This window comes from Bradyrhizobium sp. USDA 4474 (assembly GCF_054057515.1).
In genome coordinates this window covers 3,992,731-4,013,444 of sequence record NZ_JBSRZJ010000002.1, presented here as the reverse complement: position 1 = coordinate 4,013,444, position 20,714 = coordinate 3,992,731, and the positions used below count along the sequence as shown (strand labels likewise).

Sequence of the window (20,714 nt, the reverse complement as noted above, 5' to 3'; positions counted from 1 at the left end):
CGGCCCGCTTGGAAGGCCCCCGTGGCGGGCCGATTCTTATCCCAGCATTGCTGCCGTAGCTCAGTGGTAGAGCACTCCATTGGTAATGGAGAGGTCGACAGTTCAATCCTGTCTGGCAGCACCATTTCATCTTCTGGAAATACGCACGGATCGGCATTCTCGCGGCACTGAACGCCCGAGTTTTGCACGTCTCAATTGCCCTCCTGCGGACACAAGGGCGCAGGGAAGACCAGGTGCCGACGGGCACCCGCGGTCCGCTGCGCGACAATGTAGCGCAAGGAAACCGCACAGCAGCATACAGGTGACGCCGAACACTCGGCCTTCCCTGCGCGATGGTCGGACGGCTTATGCCGTGCTCTCCCCGGCGACGAATTCTTGTTGTCACCGTCGCCTCACGGAATTCACCGGCACCGCGCCGGTTGACGCCAGTGCCGCCTCCGCAAGTGCTTGACCGTAGCGACGACGGCCAGGACCACACGGTTTTACCGTACGCATCAGCGCCGTTCGTACGACACGGCTTGCGCTGGGCTCACGGGCTTCGGCTCAATCCTCTGCCCGCCCTGCCCTCACATCCGCGCCGGCGCTGCCGCGTCCACCGCTTCCCCAACCCACAATCGTGACGACGTACGATCGCCCCTCTCCATCGGACCGGGATGCAGGAAGAATGTCGCAATTCCGAATTTCGGTAAAGCGGAATATTTTTGTGAGAGAGGGTTGACGGGTTTTGGCGGGAGCTGGGTGTTTGCCCGACGGGTCGGCATTGGCGCGGCGCAGGTAAGGTTAATTCTTCCTTTCGATTGTCGGTAAAATTTTATCCATTATCGTTCCGGTCGTGCATTGACGAACCAGAGGCTCCGATAGTGATTGCGTTTTGCTTGATCGTGACTGGGATTGCGCTGCTTCTGTCCGGCCTGGTCGCCTTCGGCTTTCACAGAAATTCGCTGCACTCGCTGGCGCTGCTGTAGCCGGATCAGGCATCTCTCGACGTCCTGCTCTCTCCGGCCAAGACCAGGGCACACCTCACTGCCTTACGAGAGATGGCGCCCGCTTCATCGAACGCGCAGACCTTGTGCGGAGGTGCGCCAAGATCAGCCAAACGCCCCATCGCGAACCTTGGCCGGCCGGTGCGCCCTGCGTGTGCCTGCGCGCTGCGATCAGCGCGTCCGGCGCGGGGGCGGAGGCGGCTGCCTGAACCTCACACGCGGGTTGATGTCGCAGTAAAGATTCCACCGCCCGTATGCCGAGGCCAGGCACTGTTCCCGGGTCTCATACATGCAATCGCCGGAAGCGCCGAGCTCACCGCCAAACACGCACCAGGGATAGTCACGTTCGGCGTGTGCTGCGGGAGCCAGCCCGGCCATCATGACAACAACCAACAGGGCAACTCGCATTGCGATCCTCCACGATGTCAGCCGAGCGGCGCCGGAAAGCTGGAGCCTGAAGGGTCGCCGGTCGCCTGACATGACTTACGAATTGTCGCACCCGGCGGCAAGCACCAATCCGTCGTGACGCGAGATCGTTCCTAACGGCTTGCGAAAGCTCCTCTCAGCAGTTCTTTAGGAACGTCAGCAGGCAGCTTCGGTTGACGGCCACAACCTCAATGGAGCTGAAAAATGCGGAAGACAATTTTTTCGATGGCCATGTGCGCGTTGCTTGCCGGTGCGTCGATCGGTTTCGCCCACGCGCAGTCGGGCGGCGCAGGCGGCGCCGGCGGTGCGGGCAGTGCGGGCGCCGGCGCTGGAACAGGCGGTGCCGGCGTGGGAGCTGGCGCAGCCGGCTCTGCAGGCAGCAACGGAACGGGCGGCACGACCGGCATGGGGGCTGGCGGCAGCAATGCGGCATCCGGCACCGGCGCAGCCGGCCAGGGCGCAAGCAGCAGCGGCCTAGGCGGCCCCCAGACTATTCGTCCCGGCGGGAGCAATGATCCCACCCGTCGTCGACGCTGACATTCCCGCCACGTGAAGAAAGAGGCTGCCGAGTTCTGCCCGGCAGTCTCTTCGGCGTTTCCGCGCGGGCGATCGATCGTCGTCCCCTAGCTGGTGGCCCATGAAGCGGGCCTCGGCGCGGCGAAGCCGCCGGCATGGCTCGCGATTGATGTTTTGCAGGCCGATCACATAGGCGTGGATGTCGGCCTTGTCGCAGGCGCAGAGCTTCTGGGCCGTCAGTTCGTTCAGCAGGGTCGGGACTCCGCGACGATCGTGGCGGAGCAATTCTGCATTTCGATCAGCGTCATCTCGCCGAAGAAACCGCCAGGCTTCAGAACGGAAATCGGGATTGCGCTCCCCGCATTCGACCGCTTGCTCGCCGCCAGCCGAGCCGACTTGACCCCGACTTGACGATGAACATCGAAGCGTTTCTCTGCGCTAACATTTCCTGACCCGGTTCCTATATGTGAGGCCCCGGCGCGCCTCCCGCGCCTTCATCCGGTGGCTCCTTCATGATTCCCTTTTCCGTGCTCGACCTCGCGCCGATCAGGCAGGGCTCCGACGCCGCGCAGGCCTTCCGCAATTCGCTCGATCTCGCGCAGCATGCCGAACGTTGGGGCTTCAAACGGTTCTGGCTGGCCGAGCATCACAACATGACCGGCATTGCGAGCGCCGCGACCTCGGTGGTGATCGGGCATGTCGCGGGAGGCACCAAGACGATCCGCGTCGGCTCCGGCGGCGTGATGCTGCCGAACCATTCGCCGCTCGTGATCGCCGAGCAGTTCGGCACGCTGGAATCGCTCTATCCCGGCCGGATCGACCTTGGCCTCGGACGTGCGCCGGGCACCGACCAGCTCACTGCGCGGGCGATGCGGCGCGACCTCGCGACGGCCGCCGAGAACTTTCCCCATGACGTGCTGGAGTTGCAGGCCCTGCTCGGCGACGTCAAGCCGAACCAGACCATCCGCGCCGTGCCCGGCATGGGAACGAAGGTGCCGCTCTGGATCCTGGGCTCCAGCATGTTCGGCGCCCAGCTAGCGGCCATGCTCGGGCTGCCCTTTGCCTTTGCTTCCCACTTCGCGCCGCAGATGATGATGCCGGCGCTGCGCGAATATCGTGCGCGGTTCGAGCCCTCGGCGCAGCTCGACAAGCCGTATGCGATGGTCGGCGTCAACGTGTTCGCCGCCGACAGCGATGCCGAGGCGCAGCGCTTATTCACCTCGCTGCAGCAGCAGTTCATCAATCTGCGCCGCGGCACGCCCGGCCAGCTGCCGCCGCCGGTCGACGACATGGACGCGCTGTGGTCGCCGGCGGAGAAGGCCGGCGTCGCGCAGTCGCTGGCCTGCACCGCCGTCGGCTCGCCTGCTGTTGTCGAAGACAAGCTGAAGGCGCTGATCGCCGACACTGCGGCGGACGAGCTGATGACCACGGGCCAGATCTACGATCACGCCGCGCGTCTGCGATCGTTCGAGATCGCAGCCGAGGTGCGGGATCGGCTGGCGGTGCAGCCCGTGGTGTGAGCGCGATCGCGCCTGTCGCGATTAGGCGACCCTGTCAATGGGCTGACTTCCAGCGCCATTCTGTGGCACAAGGGCGACCTCCGCCGACCGACCAACGAGGCCACGCATGCCCGCGCCAAAACCGCCCGCCTTCGAGACCCTGAGCCTGCATGCGGGCCAGCATCCGGATCCCGCGACCGGCGCCCGCGCGGTGCCGATCTACCAGACCACGTCCTACGTGTTCCAGGATTCCGATCACGCCGCGGCGCTGTTCAACCTGGAGCGCGCCGGCCACATCTACACGCGCATCTCCAATCCGACCACCGGTGTGCTGGAGGAGCGGCTCGCGGCGCTCGAGGGCGGCGTCGGCGCAATCTGCACCGCGAGCGGCATGGCCGCGCTGCATCTGGCCATCGCGACACTGCTCAACGCCGGCGACCACATCGTGGCGTCGAGTTCGCTCTATGGCGGCACCATCAACCTGCTGGCGCACACACTCCCGCGCTTCGGCATCACCACGAGCTTCGTGAAGCCGCGCGATCATGACGCGTTCCGGAAGGCGATCAAGCCGACCACGAAGCTGGTGATCGGCGAGACCATCGGCAATCCCGGGCTCGAAGTGCTCGACATCCCTGAGGTCGCCGCGATCGCGCATGAGGCGAAAATTCCGCTCTTGATCGACAACACCTTTGCCACGCCCTATCTGAGCCGGCCGATCGAGCTTGGCGCCGACATCGTCATGCATTCGGCGACCAAATGGATCGGCGGCCACGGCATCGCGATCGGCGGCGCCATCGTCGATGGCGGCCGCTTCGACTGGCGCATGTCGGGCAAGTTCGGCGTGCTCACCGAGCCCTATGGCGGCTATCACGGCATTGTCTTCGACGAGCAGTTCGGCACCGCGGCCTTCATCATGCGCGCACGCACCGAAGGCTTGCGCGATTTCGGCGCCTGCCTGTCGCCGACCAACGCGTTCCAGCTCTTGCAGGGCGTGGAGACGCTCGGCGTGCGCATGGATCGCCACATGCAGAACACACATCTTGTGCTGGACGCGCTGAAGTCGAACAAGGCCGTCGACTGGGTGCTGCATCCGTCGCTGGAGAACCATCCCGACCATCAGCTCGCAAAAACATTGCTGCCGCGCGGCGCGGGCTCGATCGTCTCCTTCGGTATCAAGGGCGGCCGGCCTGCAGGCCGCAAGTTCATCGAGTCCCTGCGCATGATCAGCCATCTCGCCAATGTCGGCGATGCCAAGACGCTGGTGATCCACCCGGCTTCCACCACGCATCAGCAGATGGACGCCGAGCAGCTCAAGGCCGCCGGCATCGGCGAAGAGCTGGTGCGGCTATCGGTCGGCATCGAGACGGCCAGCGACATCATCGACGATCTCGCGCAGGCGCTGCGCATCTCGCAGAAGGTTTGACACGATGAAGCTCTCCGTCAACGGCACCGAGATATTTGTCGCAACCGGCGGCCGCGAGTTCGACAAATCGTTGACTACGGTCGTCTTCATCCATGGTGCCGGCTTCGATCATGCGACCTGGGCCCTGCATACGCGCTGGTTCGCCCATCACGGCTTTGGCGTGCTCGCACCTGATCTGCCAGGTCACGGCCGCTCCGCCGGACCATCGCTCACAAGCATCGCCGAGATGGCCGACTGGACCGCGGCGCTGCTCGATGCGGCCGGAGCTACGAAAGCGCATTTGATCGGCCATTCCATGGGATCGCTGATCTCGCTCGAGACCGCCGCGCGTCACCCCGACAAAGTCTCCGCGCTGAGCCTGATCGGCACGGCTGCAACCATGACTGTCGGCGCGGATCTGTTGAAGGCTGCCGAAGCCAACTCGCAGGACGCCAACGACATGGTCTCGATCTGGGGCCTCGGCTTTAGCGCCGAGCTCGGCGGCAGCCTCGCGCCCGGCCTGTGGATGCATGGCGGCGCACAGGCGGTGCTTCAGGCTTGCGAACCGGGCGTGCTGTTCAGGGATTTGTCGGCCTGCAATGCCTACGCGAATGCACTGACCGCGGCCGCAAGCGTCAAGGTGCCGACGACTGTGATCCTCGGCGAGCGAGACATGATGACACCCGTGAAGGCCGGCAAGGCTCTCGCGGCGGCGATCCCGCATGCCAAGACCGTCGTGGTGCCGGGCGCCGGCCATATGATTATGGCCGAGCGCCCGGATGAACTACTGGCGGCGCTCAGGGGCTAGCTCCCGACTCAGGAGCCCGGCGTCCACTTCCAGGCGATGTCGGAGACGTTGACCGGCTTCGGAATCAGGCCGAGCTTGGCAAAGCGGTCGGCGATGGCCTGCTGCGTCTTGATCACCTCGGCATCGAGCGGCACCACGTTGTAGGTGGATCGATTCACGAAGCGCCTGATGGCCTCGATCTCCACACCCGTTGCCTCCGCCTGCGCCTTCGCCACCTCCTCATGATGGGAATTCGCCCAGCCGCCTTCAGCCGCGAAGGTCGTGTTGAGCTTCGCGACCAGCGAGGGATATCGTTCGACGAAATCGGTGTTGGCGATGTAGAAGGCGTTCGGCTTGTGAACGTCCTTGTCGAAGACCAGAACGCGCGCATTCTCCTTCAATTCGGCGAGCGCGAGATACGGGTCCCAGATCGACCAGGCGTCGACCGAGCCCTTGACGAAGGCTGCTGTCGCGTCCGCCGGCGCGAGCGGCGCCGGAGTGATGTCGGACCAGGACAGGCCGGCCTTCTCGAGCGATGCGACCAGGAGATTATGCGCGCTCGATCCCTTGCCGAAGGCGACGCGCTTGCCTTTGAGATCGGCAATCGTCTTGATCGGTGAGTCCTTCGGCACGACGATGGCCTGATTGTCGCCTTCGGACTTCACGGCCGCGACATAACGGATCCTGGCGCCGCCGGCCTGCGCGAAGATCGGCGGGGTGTCGCCGACAAAGCCGAAATCGACGCTGCCGACATTGATCGCTTCCAGCAGGGGCGGACCGAACTGGAAGTCGATCCACTTGACCTCGATGCCGAGCGGCTTGAATGCGGTTTCGAGCGTCTGCCGTTGGCGCACAGCCGGGAAGAAGCCACCCTTCTGAGTGCCGATGCGGATCTCCGCCGGCTTGTCCTCCGCCCGCACGGGCACAGTGATAGCGGTGGTGAGCAGCAGCGCTGCGGCCAGGAGTTGTCGTCGTGCGATCATGTTGCGGTCCTTTCAGTTGGTGAGGGGTGAAGACTTCACGCGCCGGTTCCGCTCGGAGAACACGGCACGTGCAGCGCGCTCGGCCTCGCGTGCAGAGCGGAATTGACGGCCCTCGAGACTGTCGAACAGACGCTCGGAGGAAAAGAAGCGGAAGCCGCGCTCAGTGCGAGTGACGACGCCGGCGGCGCGATCGTGGATTTCGATGATGTAGGCGTTGGACTTGGCTTGCTGTTGGGCTTGGGACATGACTGCTCATTCGCCGAAGTCTCGGCGTTCCTGTCGTGGACATAGCGATATGGAAGGTTGCTAGAAGACCGTCAGCAACAACAACAGGCGCCTGATGCCGCCGAGAAACAGCGCCGCGTCACGCATTCATGCGTGTCGTTCTGATTGCGCTGCTGATCGGTTCTCATGTGGCGGCTTCGGCTCGAGGAGCAGTTTCGACGCTCCGAATATCGAGCGATCAGCGCCTTTGGTCAATGAAATGGCTATCCAAATTTTGCGGCGGGCGCGCTGAGGCGCTTCTCTCACTGCACGCACTGACAGGCGGATTCATCTCACGCGGGCTGCCTCTTCACCTCGCCCCGCCAGCGGGCGAGGTAGACGAGAGAGCAGCGCTCACCACATCGTCGCGGCAGCGCGTTCCGGCCAGATGCGGTCATACTCCGCGCCGCCGACTTTGTTCTGGCTCATCTCGGCGAGGATTTGGCCCGGCGTCGGCAGCGTCTTCGGATCGATGCGCCTGTCGGGATTCCAGAGGTCGGAGCGGACGATGGCGCGGGCACACTGGAAGTAGATCTCGTCAACGCCCATCACCATGACACTGCGCGGCGCCTTGCCCTCGACCCTGAACGAAGCGAGCAGATTCGTATCGACCGAGAGATGCGCGCGGCCGTTGGCACGGACCGCGTTGCCGGAGCCGGGGATCAGGAACATCAACGACACGCGGGGGTCGCGCACGATGTTGCGCAGCGAATCGACCCGGTTGTTGCCGCGCCGATCCGGCAGCATCAATGTCTTGGGATCGTGAATGCGGACAAAGCCGGGGAGATCGCCGCGCGGCGAGCAGTCGATGCCCTCGGGTCCGATCGTTGCCAGCGCCGCGAAAGGCGCCTTCTCGATGAAGATGCGGTAAAGTGGGGTGACGTGGTCGGCGACCTTGACGGTCGAGGCGTCATTGGTGGCGCCGTAGATGGCTTCGAGTTCCTCGACCGTCTTGATCACCGTCATTCCGCTCTCTCCTGTTCTGCCGGCGATTAATCGTGCCAGCACTCATTCCTGATCACGCGCACAAGCTGACGACTGTGATAGTCCGCGCTGCCCGCGTTGAGGATGGTCAGATCGGCATTGGCCGAGGCATCGTCGACGCTGCGTGTGAGCCGATCGGCGATGTTGCCGTCGCTGTGACGCGCGCGCGCGGCAAGACGCTGCGCCAGCACGTCGGGCGGCGCCGTGATCGCGACCACGGCAACGTTGGCATAGGTCCGGCGCAGCGCGCGGATCACCGTGCGCGAGACGTTGACCACCACGGTGCGGCCCGCGCGGATGTCGTCATTGATCTCCCGCGGCAGCGCATAGGAATGCCCGTGTGCGTCCCAATGCACGGCGAAAACGCCGTGATCGCGCGCACGGGCGAAGTCGTCGGGGCTCACGGCGATGTTGTCCTCGTCGGCGGACGATGCGCGCGTCACGACGCGGCGCGGGAAGACGACGTCGGGATCGTCGACACAGGCCGCCTGCGCGAGCCGCAGCAACGTGTCCTTGCCGGCGCCGCTCGGGCCGACGACGAGCACGAGCCGGCCGGGACCGATCGCGTCCGCCGCGCCCTGCGCCGTCGCGACGGTCTCGCTCATGCGACGCGGCCCCCCTTCACGCCAGACGCTGCGTACCACGGGAACGCTACCGGCGACATGCACGCGGATCAGGTCCGCACGCTTGCCGATCGCGATCTCGCCCCGATCGGTGAGGCCAACCGCATCGGCGGGTGCCTTCGTCACGGTTCGAACGGCGGTCGGCAGGCTGATCGACGGCGCATGCTCGGGCAATTGCAGCGCGCCCAGCAGCAGACTGGACGGGATGTAGTCCGACGACAGGATGTCGAGCAGGCCCTCGCGGGCGAGATCGACCGCGGCGATGTTGCCGGAATGCGAACCGCCGCGCACGACATTGGGCGCGCCCATCAGGATGTCGATGCCGGCATGGTGCAGGCCGCGCGCGGCCTCGATCGTGGTGGGGAACTCCGCCACCGCCACACCGTCACGCACGGCATCCTCAACGTTCTCCTCCGTGGTGTCGTCATGGCTCGCCAGCGGAATCCTGTACTGGTGCGCCAGCGCCACGATCTCGCGCATATTGGTCGCGGCATATTGCTTCTGGTACTCGAAGCGCCTGGCAAAGAGCTCGTCGAGCTCGGCGTCGGTCTTTCCGCCGTTCTTGCCACGGTAATAGTCGCGGAGCTTGCCTTCGTCGCGAAACTGGCGCTGGCCGGGCGTGTGATCCATCAGCGATATCAGCTTGACGTCAGGCCGGTCGATCAGCTCCCTGGCCTCTTCCACCACGCTCGGCATCGGGATTTCGCAGCGCAAATGCAGGAAGTGGTCGGCGCGCAGCAGATTGCCATCCCGCGCAGCCGTGATCGCGGCGGCGAGCACGCCGGCGCGGCCATCGACCTCCTCGGCGCCATCCTCGCGCCAGACCCGGAGCGAATCGAACACAGTGGTGATGCCCGAGGTCGCGAGCTGGCCGTCATAGGAGACGACAGCGGCGACCGGATTCCAGAACACCTTTGGACGCGGCACGTAATGCGCCTCGAGATGATCGGTGTGGAGCTCGATCAGACCCGGCATGATCAGGTCGCCGCCGGCATCCTCCGCTCCTGCGGGCGCCCTGCCCTCGCCGATTTCGGCGATGCGTCCGTCCGCGAGAGCAAGCCAGCCCTGCTCGATCACCCGGTCAGCCAGCACGATCCTGGCGTTGGCGATCACAATGTCCTTCGGCTTCATATCCATGTCCTCAGGCCGCGGCGGCAAAGCTGGTGACGTCGACGATGCGGTCGGCGATCAAATGGCGGATTTCGTCGTCATGGACAATGGCGACCATGGCGACGCCCTGGCGTTTCTTCTCGGCGACCAGCTCGACCACGACGGCGCGGTTGGCGGCGTCCAGCGATGCGGTCGGCTCGTCCAGCAGCAGGATCGGCAGGTCCGGGATGAAGCCGCGCGCGATGTTGACGCGCTGCTGCTCGCCGCCGGAGAACGTCGCGGGCGGCAGCTGCCAAAGCCTCTCGGGAATGTTGAGGCGATGCAACAGCTCACCGGCGCGCGCTTGTGCATCGGCCCGGCTGCGGCCGTTGACGATCAGCGGCCTCGGCGACGACGTCGATGGTCGCAACGCGCGGCACCGCGCGCAGGAACTGGCTGACATAGCCGATGGTGGTCCGACGAACGTTGAGGACCCGCCGCGGCTCGGCGGTGGCGAGATCGATGAGCGAGCCGCGATGCCGGATGCCGATATGGCCGGAATCACAGCGGTAATTGCCGAAGATCATCTTCAGGATCGAGGATTTGCCGGCGCCCGATGGACCTGAGAGCACCACGCATTCACCCCGTTGGACCTGGAAGGTCACGCCGCGCACGACAGGCAGTTCGATGCCGCCTTGCAGGTGCATCGTAAAGGTCTTGCCGGCGTCGGCGATATCGATCATGACGGTCATAGGCAGGCTCTTGTTCGAAGGCTCATGGCGGCAAAATCGAGGAGACAAGGAGCTGGGTGTAGGGCTCGCGCGGATCGTCCAGCACCTGGTCGGTCAGACCTGTTTCGATGACGCTGCCGCCCTTCATCACCATCACGCGATGCGACAACAGCCGCGCAACCGCGAGATCGTGGGTGACAATGACGACGGCGAGATGCAGTTCGGCGACGAGATTGCGCAAGAGATCGAGCAGGCGGGCCTGGACCGACACATCAAGTCCGCCGGTCGGCTCGTCCATGAACACCAGCCGCGGCCCGGTGACGAGGTTGCGCGCGATCTGGAGACGCTGGCGCATGCCGCCGGAATAGGTGCGCGGCGCATCGTCGATGCGCGCGACGTCGATCTCGACACGGGTCAGCCAGTCGGAGGCGGATTGGCGGATCCGGCCGTAATGGTTCCAGCCCACGGCCATCAGCCGCTCGCCGACATTGGCGCCGGCCGAGACTGCCATGCGCAGGCCCTGCGCCGGATCCTGGTGCACAAAACCCCAATCGGTACGGAACAGCAGACGCCGCTCGGCCTCGCCAAGCGCGGCGAGATCGCGCGTGACGCCATCGCGCATGCGATAGGACACCTGCCCGCCGCTGGCGGCGAGCTGACCTGACAGCAGCTGCAGCAGTGTCGACTTCCCCGAACCGGATTCGCCGACGATCGCCAGCACCTCCCCGGGATAGAGCGAGAACGACACGTCGCGGCACGCGGCGATGCGGCCGTAGGATTTGCTGAGGCTATCGGCGATCAGCAGCGGCTGATCAGCTTCGAGCGTATCGAAATCAGCCATTTGCTTTCCCTTGTGCTTTCCCCTGCGCCTTGTCCTTGTAGGGTGCAGCACTCAGGGCACCGTGATGGCCGGCGGCCTGCCGGCCCTCGCAATAGTCGGTGTCCGAGCAGACGAACATGCGGCTGCCCTTGTCGTCGGTGACGATCTCGTCGAGATAGGAATTTTCCGCGCCACATAGCGCACAGGGCGCGTTGAAGCGATAGGGCTCGAACGGGTGGTCCTCGAAATCGAGCGACACCACCTTCGTATAGGGCGGGATCGCGTAGATGCGCTTCTCGCGGCCGGCGCCGAACAATTGCAGCGCCGGGCAATTGTCCATCTTGGGATTGTCGAACTTCGGCGTCGGCGACGGGTCCATCACGTAGCGCGCATTCACCTTCACGGGATAGGCGTAGGCGGTCGCGATGTGACCGAAGCGGGCGATGTCCTCGTAGAGCTTCACATGCATCAACCCGTATTCGGCGAGCGCATGCATGCGCCGTGTCTCGGTCTCGCGCGGCTCGAGGAAGCGTAAGGGCTCCGGGATCGGCACCTGGTAGACCAGAACCTGGTTCGCAAGCAGCGACGCCTCGGGGATGCGATGGCGCGTCTGGATCACCGTCGCCTCTTCGGTCGAAGTCGTCGTCGCGACGCCGGCGGTCTTGGCGAAGAATTTTCGGATCGAGATCGCATTGGTGGTGTCGTCCGAGCCCTGGTCGATCACCTTCAGCACGTCCTGCGGTCCCAGGATCGCGGCCGTCACCTGCACGCCGCCGGTGCCCCAGCCATAGGGCATCGGCATTTCGCGGCTGGCGAACGGCACCTGATAGCCGGGAATCGCGATCGCCTTGAGGATCGCACGGCGGATCATCCGCTTGGTCTGCTCGTCGAGATAGGCGAAATTGTAGGCGGGCGCGTTCATTCCGCGGCCTCCTTCATGGCATCGGCCGCATTGGCTTCGGCAGAAGCTTCGGCGAATTCCTTGCGCAGCTTGCGCAACAGGCCGAGCTCGGATTGGAAGTCGACATAATGCGGCAGCTTCAGATGCTCGACGAAACCGGTCGCCTGGACGTTGTCCGAATGCGACATGATGAATTCTTCATCTTGCGCCGGAGCTCCGACCTCTTCGCCGAGCTCGCGGGCACGCAGCGCGCGGTCGACCAGTGCCATCGACATGGTCTTGCGCTCGCTCTGGCCGAAGGCCAGGCCATAGCCGCGGGTGAAGCACGGCGCTTCGTTCGCCGAGCCCTTGAACTGGTTGACCATCTGGCACTCGGTCAGCTCGATCGAACCGAGCGGCACGGCGAAGCCGACGTCCTCTGCTGCGAATTCGACCTCGACCTCGCCGAAGCGGATCTCACCGGCAAAGGGATGGTTGCGGCCATAGCCACGCTGGGTGGAGTAGCCCATCGCCAGCAGAAAGCCTTCGTCCCCACGCGCTAGATTTTGCAGGCGCAGATCGCGGTCCGCCGGAAAGTTCAGCGGCTCGCGGGTGAGATCACCGACGCTGGCGCCGTCTTCGGCCTGCGGCGAAGTCTCGATCAGCCCGTCACGACCGAGAATGTCGGTCACGCGCGGCGTCGGCGCCGTCGAGGCCTCGGCCAGGGCCGGCGCTTCCGGCACGAAGCCGCCGGCGAGCGAGGGATCGAGCAGGCGATGCGTATAGTCGAAGGTGGGGCCGAGGATCTGACCGCCGGGAATGTCCTTGAAGGTCGACGACACCCGCCGCTGCACCCTCATCGCGCCGGTGTCGACCGGTTCGCTGGCGCCCAAGCGCGGCAAGGTGGCGCGGAAGGCGCGAACCAGGAAGATCGCCTCGATCAGGTCGCCACGGGCCTGCTTGATCGCGAGCGCTGCGAGCTCGCGGTCATAGAGCGAACCTTCGCTCATGACGCGATCGACGGCGAGCCCAAGCTGCTCAGAGATCTGGTCGAGCGTGACTTCCGCAACGCTTTGGTCGCCGCGCCTGGCATTGGCGAGCAGGCGATGAGCGTTCTCGATGGCGCGTTCGCCACCCTTGACTGCGACATACATGCCTCTAGCCTCCCTTGCCCAGGACTCGCGTGGTGCGCGGGATCGCAGCCACGGCATCATCGGCGACCAGAAGCACGTCGATGCCACGCGGAAACAGGGTTTCGTTGCAACGAAGACGTTCGAACAGGTCGGGGGGCTTGATCGTGGCCTGAAGCGTCGCGGCACCGTCAATGCCGGGGCCACGCAGCTCGAAGCCCGGTCCTCGGTCCAGGCTTTCGACCTGGATGATCACCGTGGTCGAACGGTCAGGATATTCGTTGGTGCCGAGCGCGAAGCGCTCGAACGGGGGCAACGCACCGCCGTCACTGATCAGAGCGAACGCCGCGATCGAGGCATCCTGCACCACCGGCGCACCGCTGTGGAACTTGAGCCATTTCAGGACGTCGGGGCTTTCCGCCATCCGAGCATCGAGCCAGAGCGGCGTGTCATGATCGAACAGCGTCAGCGCGATCGCGGCGGTGCCACGCATCATCGTCTCAGGTGTTCCGGCCATCGGCAGGATGCGCTGGACCGAGCCCGGCCGCGCCATCGCATCCATGACCGAGCGAAAGGTCGATTGCGCCGACAAAACCTTGTCGGCGAACCCCGGCGGCAGTTCCGCAATCGTGGTCATGGCCTCACCCTTCACCGCGCACCATGGTGTAGAAATCAACCTTCGTCGCAGCGGTCTCTTCCGCCGCGCGCCTGCGTCTCGTCATAAGCTGCTCGCGCAGCGGCGCGATAACGTCGCGCTCGACGGCCGCGCCAAAATCGCGCGACTGCACCAGCGCGTCGCACAGCGCGATCAGCCGCGCCTTCTCGCCATCGCGCCCGAGCGTGTAGCCGAAGCCGACCTCGCCGCTCGCAAGCCGCACGGCGGCGCGCGACACCGTCGCCTCGCCGAGATTGAACGGCGCGCCATCCCCACCGATCCGGCCGCGCAACATCACCAGGCCGTTCTCCGGCGCGCGTAACTCCTGATGGCCGGGCAAGGAGATCATGCGCAGGCGGGCGGCGATCTCGCCCGCCTCCGCATGCGCCAGCACAGCCATGGCGGCCTGGCGCTGGGCTTGCTGGGTGTTGTGCTGGGTCACCGAATCCACCGACTCTTGTCGAACTCAAGTTGTCTATGATACTAGACAACTTGATACGGAAACGCCATGACCGTTTCGTGACAAACGTGTGATTTTCGGGCTAGGCTGATCGCCGACATGAGCATGCAGGACACCGCCTCTTCAGGCGTCGCGCTGTGGCGCCTCGTTGCCGACGGCATCGAGCGCGGCATCGCCGACGGCCGTCTTGCCATAGGCGACAAGCTGCCGGGCGAGATGGAGATCGCCGAAACCTATCGCGTCAACCGCCACACCGTGCGGCGCGCGCTGGCGGCGCTCGCCGAACGCGGCATCGTGCGTGCCGAGCGCGGCAGCGGAACCTATGTCGAGGCGCAGAAGCTCGCTTATCCCCTGCGCTCGCGCACGCGCTTCTCGGAGATCGTCGGCGCCGACGGCCGCGAGCCGCATGGAAGGATGATCGAGGCGTCGGAGGATGTCGCAACGCGGGAGCTCGCGCGGGAACTCGGATTGAAGACAGGCGCGCCGCTGGTCAGGATCGAAGCCATCCGCCTCGCCGATCGCAGGCCGATCTGCGTCTCCACCACCTGGCTGTCGGCAGAGTGGTTTCCCGACGCCGGCACGGTGTTTGCCGCCACGCGCTCGATGACGAAGATGCTCGAGCATTACGGTATCAGCGACTACCGCCGCGGCGCCACGAGGATCACGGCCGGCATCGTGGACGCGACCGACGCCGCGCGGCTCGATCTGCCGTTGGGGCGGCCGATCCTGGTGGTCGATGCGACGGATCTCGATCTCGGCGGCAAGCCGCTGCTGACCAAGCACTCGCGGTTTGCAGCCGAGCGGGTGGAGTTTCTGGTGGAGCCGTAGGGAAGGCTCAGGCTACGGCCCGCCCAATGATCGCAAAGCGCAGCTTGCCCGAGATGAAATCGATCGCGGCGACTGCGACCAGGATCATCAGGATCAGGAAGGATACCTTCTGCCATTCCAGCACGCGGATCTGCTCGGCGAGCTGGAGGCCGATGCCGCCGGCGCCGACGATGCCGATGATGGTTGCCGAGCGCGTGTTGGACTCGATGAAGTAGAGCACCTGGCCGGCGATGACAGGCAGCACCTGCGGCATCAAACCGAAGCGGATCTCGTGCAGCACGCCGCCGCCGGAGGCACGGATGCCCTCGACCTGCTTCTGGTCGGCGCCTTCGATCGCCTCCGAGAACAGCTTGCCGAAGGCGCCGAAATCCGACACCGCGATCGCGAGCACGCCGGCGAACGGGCCGAGCCCGACGACGTTGATCCAGACCAGCGCCCAGATCAGGGTGTCGACGCCGCGGATCGAATCGAGGAACCGCCGCACCGGGAAGCGGACCATTTCAGGCACGATATTACGCGCCGCAATCAGGCTGACCGGCAGCGCCATCAGTGCGGCCAGCGTGGTGCCGAGCAGCGCGATCGACAGCGTCTCGCCCAGCGCTTTCAGATAAAGCGGCAGCGACGAGCCGGGATCGGGCGGCATCATCATCATGCCGATCCAGCCGAGCTGGCTCAGCCCCGAGATGAAACGCGAGGGCGAGAAATCGAGATCGACCAGGCCGAACACGAAGATCGCTAGCGCAGCGAGCAGCATCATCGGCGTCGCCAGGCGCGACGACGCCGGGCGGTCGAAGACGTCGGGATAGCGCGCGCGGAACTCCGCAGTGTTCACTTCAGGCGGCTTGCTCAATTTCGCGCCTCCCTGCCAAACAGGCGGCCGCGCACCCAGCCGGTGGTGATGTCGATCAGGAAGACCGTGACGATGATGGTGACGAGGATGGCGCTGACATCGGAGTAGTAGAACTTACGGATCGCGACGATCAGCTCCTGCCCGATGCCGCCGGCGCCAACAAAGCCCATGACGGAAGCTTCGCGGACGTTGATCTCGAAGCGCAGCAGCGCGTAGCTGGCATAGCCCGCCGAGACCTGCGGCAGGATCGCAAATCGCATGCAGGAGATCCAGCTCGCGCCGGTGGAGCGGATACCTTCGGCAGGCTTCATGTCCGCATTCTCGACGATCTCCGAGAACAGTTTTCCGAGCGCGCCGGTCGAGTGGATCGCGATCGCCAGCACACCCGCGACCGGACCGAGGCCGAAGGCCATGACGAAGATCAACGCAAACACGATGCCGGGCACCGTGCGCGCGAATTCAAGCAAGCGCCGCACCGTGAAGCGCAGCCAGGCCGCGGGCGAGGTGTTCTCAGCGGACAAGAAATTCAGCGCGAAGGCGAAAACGCTGCCGATCAGCGTGCCGACATAGCTGATCAGCAGCGTCTCGCCGAGCAGTCTCAGCCATTTGTGCCGGCCCCAGAACCACTCGCCAGGATTGGTCCAGACCCGCTCGCCGCTATCGAGGGTCAGGATGCGGTCGAAATAGCTGACGAAGTTGCCGAAATAGCTGAAGAACGTCCGCAAATTCACCTCGGCGCCGATCGAGGCCACAATCAGCGCGACGACGAAGACGGCGAGGCCCGCCAGCAGCCGCAAGCGCTTGCGTGCGACCGCCTTGCGATAGGCGGCGTTGAGGGCGGCGAGCTGCTGCTCGGGAAGGATCGAAACCGCAATCGTCATCGAAGGCACAGATCCAGGACAGACAGATCCATCAAGAAAAGAGCCGGGTCCCTCGACCCGGCTCCAGTACATCGTCCCGACGAGGTCAGGACGCCTTCTTGCGCAGATTGTCGACGAACTTGATCAGCTCGATGGTCTTGTTGTAATCGTCGGTGGCGACCGGCTCCCAGGGCTTGTTCTTGCCGTCGGAGAGCTTCTTGAACGCCTCGGGGTCCTTCGTCGCCGCATCGAGGAAGGCCTTCTTGATCGCGGCCTTCATGTCGTCAGGCAGATCGCTGAGATAGGCATAGGGCGAGTTGATGATGAGGTCGGACTTCACGATGATGCGGAAATCCTCCTTCTTCATCGGCGTGCCGTCGGCCGACTTCACCATGCCCTTGTTGAGCATGCGGGTCAGGTTGGAATCGTCGTCGGCGTTCCACCAGTTGGCGGCGACATCGACGGTTCCTTGCGCGAGCGCGAGAACGGCGTTCTCGTGGCTGCCGGTGAAGACGACCTTGGAGAAATAGGCATCGGGATCGATCCCCATCGCGTTCAGCTTGAAGCGGGGCATGTTGTTGCCGGACGTGGAGTTCGGATCGACCAGCCCGAGGTTCTTGCCCTTGAGATCCTCGATCTTCCGGTACGGCGATTTCGCCAACACGTAGAACACCGAGTAGTAGCCCTTCGAGCCGTCGGAATTGACGTCGATGACGAAGGCGTCGGTCTTCACGCCGGTGAGGCGGGCACGCGCAAAGGAAGCCGGACCGTAATAGCCGATCTGGATGTTGCCGGCGCGCTGGCCCTCGATCAGAGCCGCGTAGTCGTTGGCGACACGCAGTGTGACCTTGATGCCAAGCTCCTTGGACAGATAGCTGATGAAGGGGGCATAGCGCTCGGTCACGCCCGAGCCGTTCTCGGCCGGAATCGCGGCGAAGGTGATCTCCGGATATTTCGTCCTCCAGTCTTCGGCGGAGGCGGATCCGGCAAAGGTCAGCGCGGCTGCGCCGGCGAGAATGAGTCTGCGAGTGATCATGATGTCCTCTTCATGTGATAGGATCGGTTGACGCAAGACTGGCAATAATGGATGCGGCGCAGCTCAGGCAGCCGCGGCCCTTCCGAGCGCCGGGACGCCCTCGGGCGCCGGCGCAGGCGCGCCGCCCATGATTTCGGCGGCTTCGAGATCATAGAGCTCACGCGCGACGAGGTCGGTCAGTGCGGACGGGGCGCCATCGAACACCACCCGCCCCTGCGCCATACCGATCAGGCGGTCGCAATAGCTGCGCGCCAGATCGAGCGAATGCAAATTGCAGATCACGGTGATGCCGAAGTGCTTGTTGATGCGCAGCAGCGCGTCCATGACGATCTTGGTGTTGCGCGGATCGAGCGAGGCGATCGGCTCGTCGGCGAGGATGATGTCCGGCTGCTGCACCAGCGCCCGCGCGATGGCGACGCGCTGCTGCTGGCCGCCGGAGAGCTGGTCGGCGCGCTGGGCGGCGAGCGCGGCGATGTCGAACTGTTCGAGCGCCGACATCGCCAGCGCCTTGTCTTGCTCGGGCCAGACCTGCGATAGCGAGCGCCAGGCCGGCATGGTTGCCAAACGACCCATCAGCACATTGGTCAGCACGTCGAGCCGGCCGACCAGGTTGAACTGCTGGAAGATCATGGCCGAGCGCGCCCGCCACTGCCGCAGCTCCTTGCCACGCAGCGCGGTGACGTCGAGGCCGTCGAACAGGATGCGGCCCTGCGTCGGCGTCACCAGACGGTTGATGGTCCGCAGCAAGGTGGACTTGCCGGCGCCGGAGCGCCCGATCACACCGACGAAGCCGCCGGGCGAGATTTGAAACGAAGCGTCGTCCACCGCGGCTTTTGCGCCGAAGCGGCACGTCAGACCCTCAACCACCAGCATGCAGCGCTCCAGAGTAGCTGGAGCCCACCGCTAGCGCCGGCGGTTGACACTTGTGTGACATGAGCACGACGGTGCGGCGATCCAACACAGCTCATCCCCTGTCATTGTATCGTCATGATGATGTCATCGGGCAGCTCGAAGACGAGCGCCCGCCCTCGAAATTTCGGATACAACATGACCAAGGTGCTTTCGGTCGAGCCGACCATCGATCCTTCGGCGAAACTGCACGAGGTCAGGCTCGGCGCCTACACCGAGGTCGGCGCGCGAACGATCCTGCACGAGGTGGCGATGGGCGATTACTCCTACGTCGTCAACGACGCGCAGATCACCTACACCACGATCGGAAAGTTCTGCTCGATTGCGGCGATGACGCGGATCAATCCCGGCAATCATCCGATGCACCGCGCCACGCAGGCGCATTTCACCTACCGCTCCAGCGCCTACTTTCCCGGCGAGAGCGACGACAGCGAGTTTTTCGAGTGGCGACGCCAGCATCACGTCCATATCGGCCACGACGTCTGGATCGGCCATGGCGCGATCGTGCTGCCGGGCCGCAACATCGGCACCGGCGCGGTCATCGCAGCCGGCGCCATCGTCACCAAGGACGTGCCGGCCTATACCATCGTCGCCGGCAATCCCGCGCGCATCGTCCGCCGCCGGTTCTCGGAAGAGATTGCCGGGCGGCTTGCCAAGCTGGCATGGTGGGACTGGGATCACGACAAATTGCGTGAAGCGCTGCCCGATTTCCGCAAGCTCGCGATTGAAGATTTCCTCGGAGCATACGAAGCAGGGGCAAGTTTCCCTTCCAGCAAACGAAGCGCGGTCGCGTGACAGACATTTTCATCGAGGGTGGCCGGACGCTGATCGGCTCCGAGCTCGCCGAAACTTCCCTCGCAGTTTCAGGAACCGACATCGCGCAGATCGATGCATCCCGCGGCCGGGCACGGCTGGCGATCGATGCGCGCAATCTTCTGGTGCTGCCTGGAATCGTCGATCTGCACGGCGACGCCTTCGAGCGGCAGATGATGCCGCGCGCCGGCGTCGACTTCCCGATCGACGTCGCGCTTGACGACACCGACCGCCAGGTCATCGGTAACGGCATCACAACGGTATTCCACGCCACCACCTGGTCGTGGGAGCCGGGCCTGCGCAGCGGCGACAATGCAAGGCGCCTGCTCGAGGCGATCGAGCGGCAGCGTCCGCGCTTCGCCGCCGATACCCGTTTCCATCTGCGCCACGAGACCTACAATCTCGATGCCGAAGATGAGATCAGCCAGTGGCTCGGAGAGGGCCGCGTCGACCTGTTCGCCTTCAACGACCACATGGACGGGGTCGTGGCCGACATCTCCAATCCACGCAAGCGCAACCGCATGGTGGAACGCACCGGGCTGTCGAGCGAAGACTTCGACAAGCTCGTCACGCATATCGTCTCGCGCGCCGCCGATGTTCCGGCGTCGATCAACCGGCTCGCAGCAGTGGCCCGCGCGGCCGACGTGCGGATGCTCTCGCACGACGATGCGACGCCGGCGATGCGCAAGTCATTTCGCGACATGGGCGTGAAGCTCGCCGAGTTTCCGATCAATGAGGAGACGGCGCGCGAGGCCGCGGCTGCCGGCGACGCCATCGTCTACGGCGCGCCGAATGTCGTGCGCGGCGGCAGCCACACCGGCTGGACCAAGGCGTCCGACATGATCGCGAAGGGCCTCTGCTCGGTGCTGGCCTCCGACTACTACTATCCGGCGCCGCTGCTCGCGGCCTTCCGCCTGGCCGCCGAGGGCGTGCGGCCGCTGACCGAAGCCTGGAAGCTGATCTCGTCGGCACCGGCAGAAGCCACCGGGCTGACCGATCGCGGCACGCTCGCGACAGGCCTTCGTGCCGACATCCTGCTCGTCGACGACAGTGCGCCGTTGCGGCCGCGGCTGGTCGCGGTGATCTCAGCCGGCAAGCTCGTGCATCTCGCCGATGCGACCCGGCTGATCGGCACAGCAGCGGCGCCGCGCGAGACTGTCGTTGCGGCCTAAATTGGCTATGCTCC

Annotated in this window: 21 protein-coding genes, 1 tRNA gene and 3 pseudogenes; 8 read left to right on the top strand and 17 right to left on the bottom strand. The window is 64.9% G+C overall.

Features of this window, described 5'->3' with window-relative positions:
• The first annotated feature begins 49 nt into the window (after positions 1-49).
• Positions 50-124: transfer RNA gene (locus ACVW16_RS20855), tRNA-Thr, on the top strand.
• Between the two features lie 1,030 nt (positions 125-1,154).
• Here the strand turns inward: ACVW16_RS20855 and ACVW16_RS20850 are convergent.
• Positions 1,155-1,391, bottom strand: a complete 237-nt coding sequence (locus ACVW16_RS20850) for a DUF3551 domain-containing protein (protein WP_456700991.1) — start codon at positions 1,389-1,391, stop codon at positions 1,155-1,157.
• A gap of 222 nt (positions 1,392-1,613) precedes the next feature.
• Between ACVW16_RS20850 and ACVW16_RS20845 the strand changes: the two genes are divergently transcribed.
• On the top strand, positions 1,614-1,946 hold the full coding sequence (locus ACVW16_RS20845) for a hypothetical protein (protein ID WP_456705361.1): 333 nt from the start codon (positions 1,614-1,616) through the stop codon (positions 1,944-1,946).
• 78 nt (positions 1,947-2,024) lie between these two features.
• On the opposite strand, the pseudogene ACVW16_RS20840 reads toward ACVW16_RS20845, so the two are convergent.
• Positions 2,025-2,326 (bottom strand): annotated as a pseudogene (locus ACVW16_RS20840) (cyclic nucleotide-binding domain-containing protein); the annotation flags it as partial.
• Positions 2,327-2,437: 111 nt separating this feature from the next.
• Between ACVW16_RS20840 and ACVW16_RS20835 the strand changes: the two are divergent.
• From ACVW16_RS20835 to ACVW16_RS20825, 3 genes are all read left to right on the top strand, one after another.
• Positions 2,438-3,445, top strand: coding sequence for an LLM class flavin-dependent oxidoreductase (locus ACVW16_RS20835; RefSeq protein WP_456736482.1), 1,008 nt, complete (start codon positions 2,438-2,440; stop codon positions 3,443-3,445).
• Between the two features lie 106 nt (positions 3,446-3,551).
• A complete protein-coding gene (locus tag ACVW16_RS20830; protein ID WP_456736483.1) occupies positions 3,552-4,847 on the top strand; it encodes an O-acetylhomoserine aminocarboxypropyltransferase in 1,296 nt (431 codons plus the stop codon).
• Between the two features lie 4 nt (positions 4,848-4,851).
• Positions 4,852-5,634: an alpha/beta fold hydrolase gene (locus ACVW16_RS20825; protein WP_456700988.1), complete on the top strand. Its 783-nt coding sequence runs from the start codon at positions 4,852-4,854 to the stop codon at positions 5,632-5,634.
• An 8-nt stretch (positions 5,635-5,642) separates the two neighbouring features.
• On the opposite strand, the gene ACVW16_RS20820 is transcribed toward ACVW16_RS20825, so the two are convergent.
• From ACVW16_RS20820 to phnG, 11 genes and pseudogenes are all read right to left on the bottom strand, one after another.
• Entirely contained in the window at positions 5,643-6,596 is a 954-nt protein-coding gene (locus ACVW16_RS20820) for an aliphatic sulfonate ABC transporter substrate-binding protein (RefSeq protein WP_456736484.1), read from the bottom strand.
• A gap of 12 nt (positions 6,597-6,608) precedes the next feature.
• A complete protein-coding gene (locus tag ACVW16_RS20815; RefSeq protein WP_456700986.1) occupies positions 6,609-6,842 on the bottom strand; it encodes a hypothetical protein in 234 nt (77 codons plus the stop codon).
• Between the two features lie 372 nt (positions 6,843-7,214).
• Complete coding sequence (locus ACVW16_RS20810) at positions 7,215-7,826, bottom strand: pyridoxamine 5'-phosphate oxidase family protein (RefSeq protein WP_456736485.1); 612 nt, start codon at positions 7,824-7,826, stop codon at positions 7,215-7,217.
• Positions 7,827-7,852: 26 nt separating this feature from the next.
• Positions 7,853-8,449 (bottom strand): phosphonate metabolism protein/1,5-bisphosphokinase (PRPP-forming) PhnN, encoded by a 597-nt coding sequence (gene phnN / locus ACVW16_RS20805; RefSeq protein ID WP_456700984.1) that lies wholly within the window; start codon positions 8,447-8,449, stop codon positions 7,853-7,855.
• Positions 8,441-9,604: pseudogene (locus tag ACVW16_RS20800) on the bottom strand (alpha-D-ribose 1-methylphosphonate 5-triphosphate diphosphatase); the annotation flags it as partial. The pseudogene ACVW16_RS20800 and the gene phnN, both read right to left, overlap by 9 nt.
• Positions 9,605-9,608: 4 nt before the next feature.
• Positions 9,609-10,308 (bottom strand): annotated as a pseudogene (gene phnL / locus ACVW16_RS20795) (phosphonate C-P lyase system protein PhnL).
• A gap of 22 nt (positions 10,309-10,330) precedes the next feature.
• Positions 10,331-11,128, bottom strand: coding sequence for a phosphonate C-P lyase system protein PhnK (gene phnK, locus ACVW16_RS20790; protein WP_456736487.1), 798 nt, complete (start codon positions 11,126-11,128; stop codon positions 10,331-10,333).
• Positions 11,121-12,029, bottom strand: a complete 909-nt coding sequence (locus ACVW16_RS20785; RefSeq protein WP_456700980.1) for an alpha-D-ribose 1-methylphosphonate 5-phosphate C-P-lyase PhnJ — start codon at positions 12,027-12,029, stop codon at positions 11,121-11,123. The genes phnK and ACVW16_RS20785 overlap by 8 nt, the downstream gene beginning before the upstream one ends.
• Positions 12,026-13,141 (bottom strand): carbon-phosphorus lyase complex subunit PhnI, encoded by a 1,116-nt coding sequence (locus tag ACVW16_RS20780; RefSeq protein WP_456736488.1) that lies wholly within the window; start codon positions 13,139-13,141, stop codon positions 12,026-12,028. Before ACVW16_RS20780 ends, ACVW16_RS20785 begins: the two co-directional genes overlap by 4 nt.
• Before the next feature lie 4 nt (positions 13,142-13,145).
• The gene (gene phnH / locus ACVW16_RS20775) at positions 13,146-13,754 is read right to left on the bottom strand and encodes a phosphonate C-P lyase system protein PhnH (RefSeq protein ID WP_456700978.1); all 609 of its coding nucleotides are present in this window, start codon (positions 13,752-13,754) and stop codon (positions 13,146-13,148) included.
• 4 nt (positions 13,755-13,758) lie between these two features.
• On the bottom strand, positions 13,759-14,223 hold the full coding sequence (gene phnG, locus ACVW16_RS20770; protein ID WP_456736490.1) for a phosphonate C-P lyase system protein PhnG: 465 nt from the start codon (positions 14,221-14,223) through the stop codon (positions 13,759-13,761).
• 108 nt (positions 14,224-14,331) lie between these two features.
• Between phnG and phnF the strand changes: the two genes are divergently transcribed.
• Positions 14,332-15,060: a phosphonate metabolism transcriptional regulator PhnF gene (gene phnF, locus ACVW16_RS20765; protein ID WP_456736491.1), complete on the top strand. Its 729-nt coding sequence runs from the start codon at positions 14,332-14,334 to the stop codon at positions 15,058-15,060.
• Positions 15,061-15,067: 7 nt separating this feature from the next.
• Here phnF and phnE (ACVW16_RS20760) read toward each other — a convergent pair whose 3' ends face one another.
• From phnE (ACVW16_RS20760) to phnC, 4 genes are all read right to left on the bottom strand, one after another.
• Entirely contained in the window at positions 15,068-15,910 is an 843-nt protein-coding gene (gene phnE / locus ACVW16_RS20760) for a phosphonate ABC transporter, permease protein PhnE (protein WP_456736492.1), read from the bottom strand.
• A complete protein-coding gene (gene phnE / locus ACVW16_RS20755; protein ID WP_456736493.1) occupies positions 15,907-16,791 on the bottom strand; it encodes a phosphonate ABC transporter, permease protein PhnE in 885 nt (294 codons plus the stop codon). The genes phnE (ACVW16_RS20760) and phnE (ACVW16_RS20755) overlap by 4 nt, the downstream gene beginning before the upstream one ends.
• 85 nt (positions 16,792-16,876) lie before the next feature.
• On the bottom strand, positions 16,877-17,806 hold the full coding sequence (gene phnD / locus ACVW16_RS20750; RefSeq protein ID WP_456700973.1) for a phosphonate ABC transporter substrate-binding protein: 930 nt from the start codon (positions 17,804-17,806) through the stop codon (positions 16,877-16,879).
• 63 nt (positions 17,807-17,869) lie between these two features.
• Complete coding sequence (gene phnC / locus ACVW16_RS20745) at positions 17,870-18,679, bottom strand: phosphonate ABC transporter ATP-binding protein (RefSeq protein WP_456700972.1); 810 nt, start codon at positions 18,677-18,679, stop codon at positions 17,870-17,872.
• A 174-nt stretch (positions 18,680-18,853) separates the two neighbouring features.
• On the opposite strand from phnC, the gene ACVW16_RS20740 reads away from it, so the two are divergent.
• Both ACVW16_RS20740 and ACVW16_RS20735 read left to right on the top strand, forming a co-directional pair.
• A complete protein-coding gene (locus tag ACVW16_RS20740) occupies positions 18,854-19,510 on the top strand; it encodes a transferase hexapeptide repeat family protein (protein WP_456736494.1) in 657 nt (218 codons plus the stop codon).
• Entirely contained in the window at positions 19,507-20,700 is a 1,194-nt protein-coding gene (locus ACVW16_RS20735) for an alpha-D-ribose 1-methylphosphonate 5-triphosphate diphosphatase (RefSeq protein WP_456736495.1), read from the top strand. The genes ACVW16_RS20740 and ACVW16_RS20735 overlap by 4 nt, the downstream gene beginning before the upstream one ends.
• Positions 20,701-20,714: the final 14 nt, after the last annotated feature.

What these genes read in the sequence shown, in the direction of transcription:
- ACVW16_RS20850 (WP_456700991.1), bottom strand. Translation starts at nt 1,391, where the DNA reads ATGCGAGTTGCCCTGTTGGTTGTTGTCATGATGGCCGGGCTGGCTCCC.
- ACVW16_RS20845 (WP_456705361.1), top strand. Translation starts at nt 1,614, where the DNA reads ATGCGGAAGACAATTTTTTCGATGGCCATGTGCGCGTTGCTTGCCGGT.
- ACVW16_RS20835 (WP_456736482.1), top strand. Translation starts at nt 2,438, where the DNA reads ATGATTCCCTTTTCCGTGCTCGACCTCGCGCCGATCAGGCAGGGCTCC.
- ACVW16_RS20830 (WP_456736483.1), top strand. Translation starts at nt 3,552, where the DNA reads ATGCCCGCGCCAAAACCGCCCGCCTTCGAGACCCTGAGCCTGCATGCG.
- ACVW16_RS20825 (WP_456700988.1), top strand. Translation starts at nt 4,852, where the DNA reads ATGAAGCTCTCCGTCAACGGCACCGAGATATTTGTCGCAACCGGCGGC.
- ACVW16_RS20820 (WP_456736484.1), bottom strand. Translation starts at nt 6,596, where the DNA reads ATGATCGCACGACGACAACTCCTGGCCGCAGCGCTGCTGCTCACCACC.
- ACVW16_RS20815 (WP_456700986.1), bottom strand. Translation starts at nt 6,842, where the DNA reads ATGTCCCAAGCCCAACAGCAAGCCAAGTCCAACGCCTACATCATCGAA.
- ACVW16_RS20810 (WP_456736485.1), bottom strand. Translation starts at nt 7,826, where the DNA reads ATGACGGTGATCAAGACGGTCGAGGAACTCGAAGCCATCTACGGCGCC.
- phnN (WP_456700984.1), bottom strand. Translation starts at nt 8,449, where the DNA reads ATGAGCGAGACCGTCGCGACGGCGCAGGGCGCGGCGGACGCGATCGGT.
- phnK (WP_456736487.1), bottom strand. Translation starts at nt 11,128, where the DNA reads ATGGCTGATTTCGATACGCTCGAAGCTGATCAGCCGCTGCTGATCGCC.
- ACVW16_RS20785 (WP_456700980.1), bottom strand. Translation starts at nt 12,029, where the DNA reads ATGAACGCGCCCGCCTACAATTTCGCCTATCTCGACGAGCAGACCAAG.
- ACVW16_RS20780 (WP_456736488.1), bottom strand. Translation starts at nt 13,141, where the DNA reads ATGTATGTCGCAGTCAAGGGTGGCGAACGCGCCATCGAGAACGCTCAT.
- phnH (WP_456700978.1), bottom strand. Translation starts at nt 13,754, where the DNA reads ATGACCACGATTGCGGAACTGCCGCCGGGGTTCGCCGACAAGGTTTTG.
- phnF (WP_456736491.1), top strand. Translation starts at nt 14,332, where the DNA reads ATGAGCATGCAGGACACCGCCTCTTCAGGCGTCGCGCTGTGGCGCCTC.
- phnE (WP_456736493.1), bottom strand. Translation starts at nt 16,791, where the DNA reads ATGACGATTGCGGTTTCGATCCTTCCCGAGCAGCAGCTCGCCGCCCTC.
- phnD (WP_456700973.1), bottom strand. Translation starts at nt 17,806, where the DNA reads ATGATCACTCGCAGACTCATTCTCGCCGGCGCAGCCGCGCTGACCTTT.
- phnC (WP_456700972.1), bottom strand. Translation starts at nt 18,679, where the DNA reads ATGCTGGTGGTTGAGGGTCTGACGTGCCGCTTCGGCGCAAAAGCCGCG.
- ACVW16_RS20740 (WP_456736494.1), top strand. Translation starts at nt 18,854, where the DNA reads ATGACCAAGGTGCTTTCGGTCGAGCCGACCATCGATCCTTCGGCGAAA.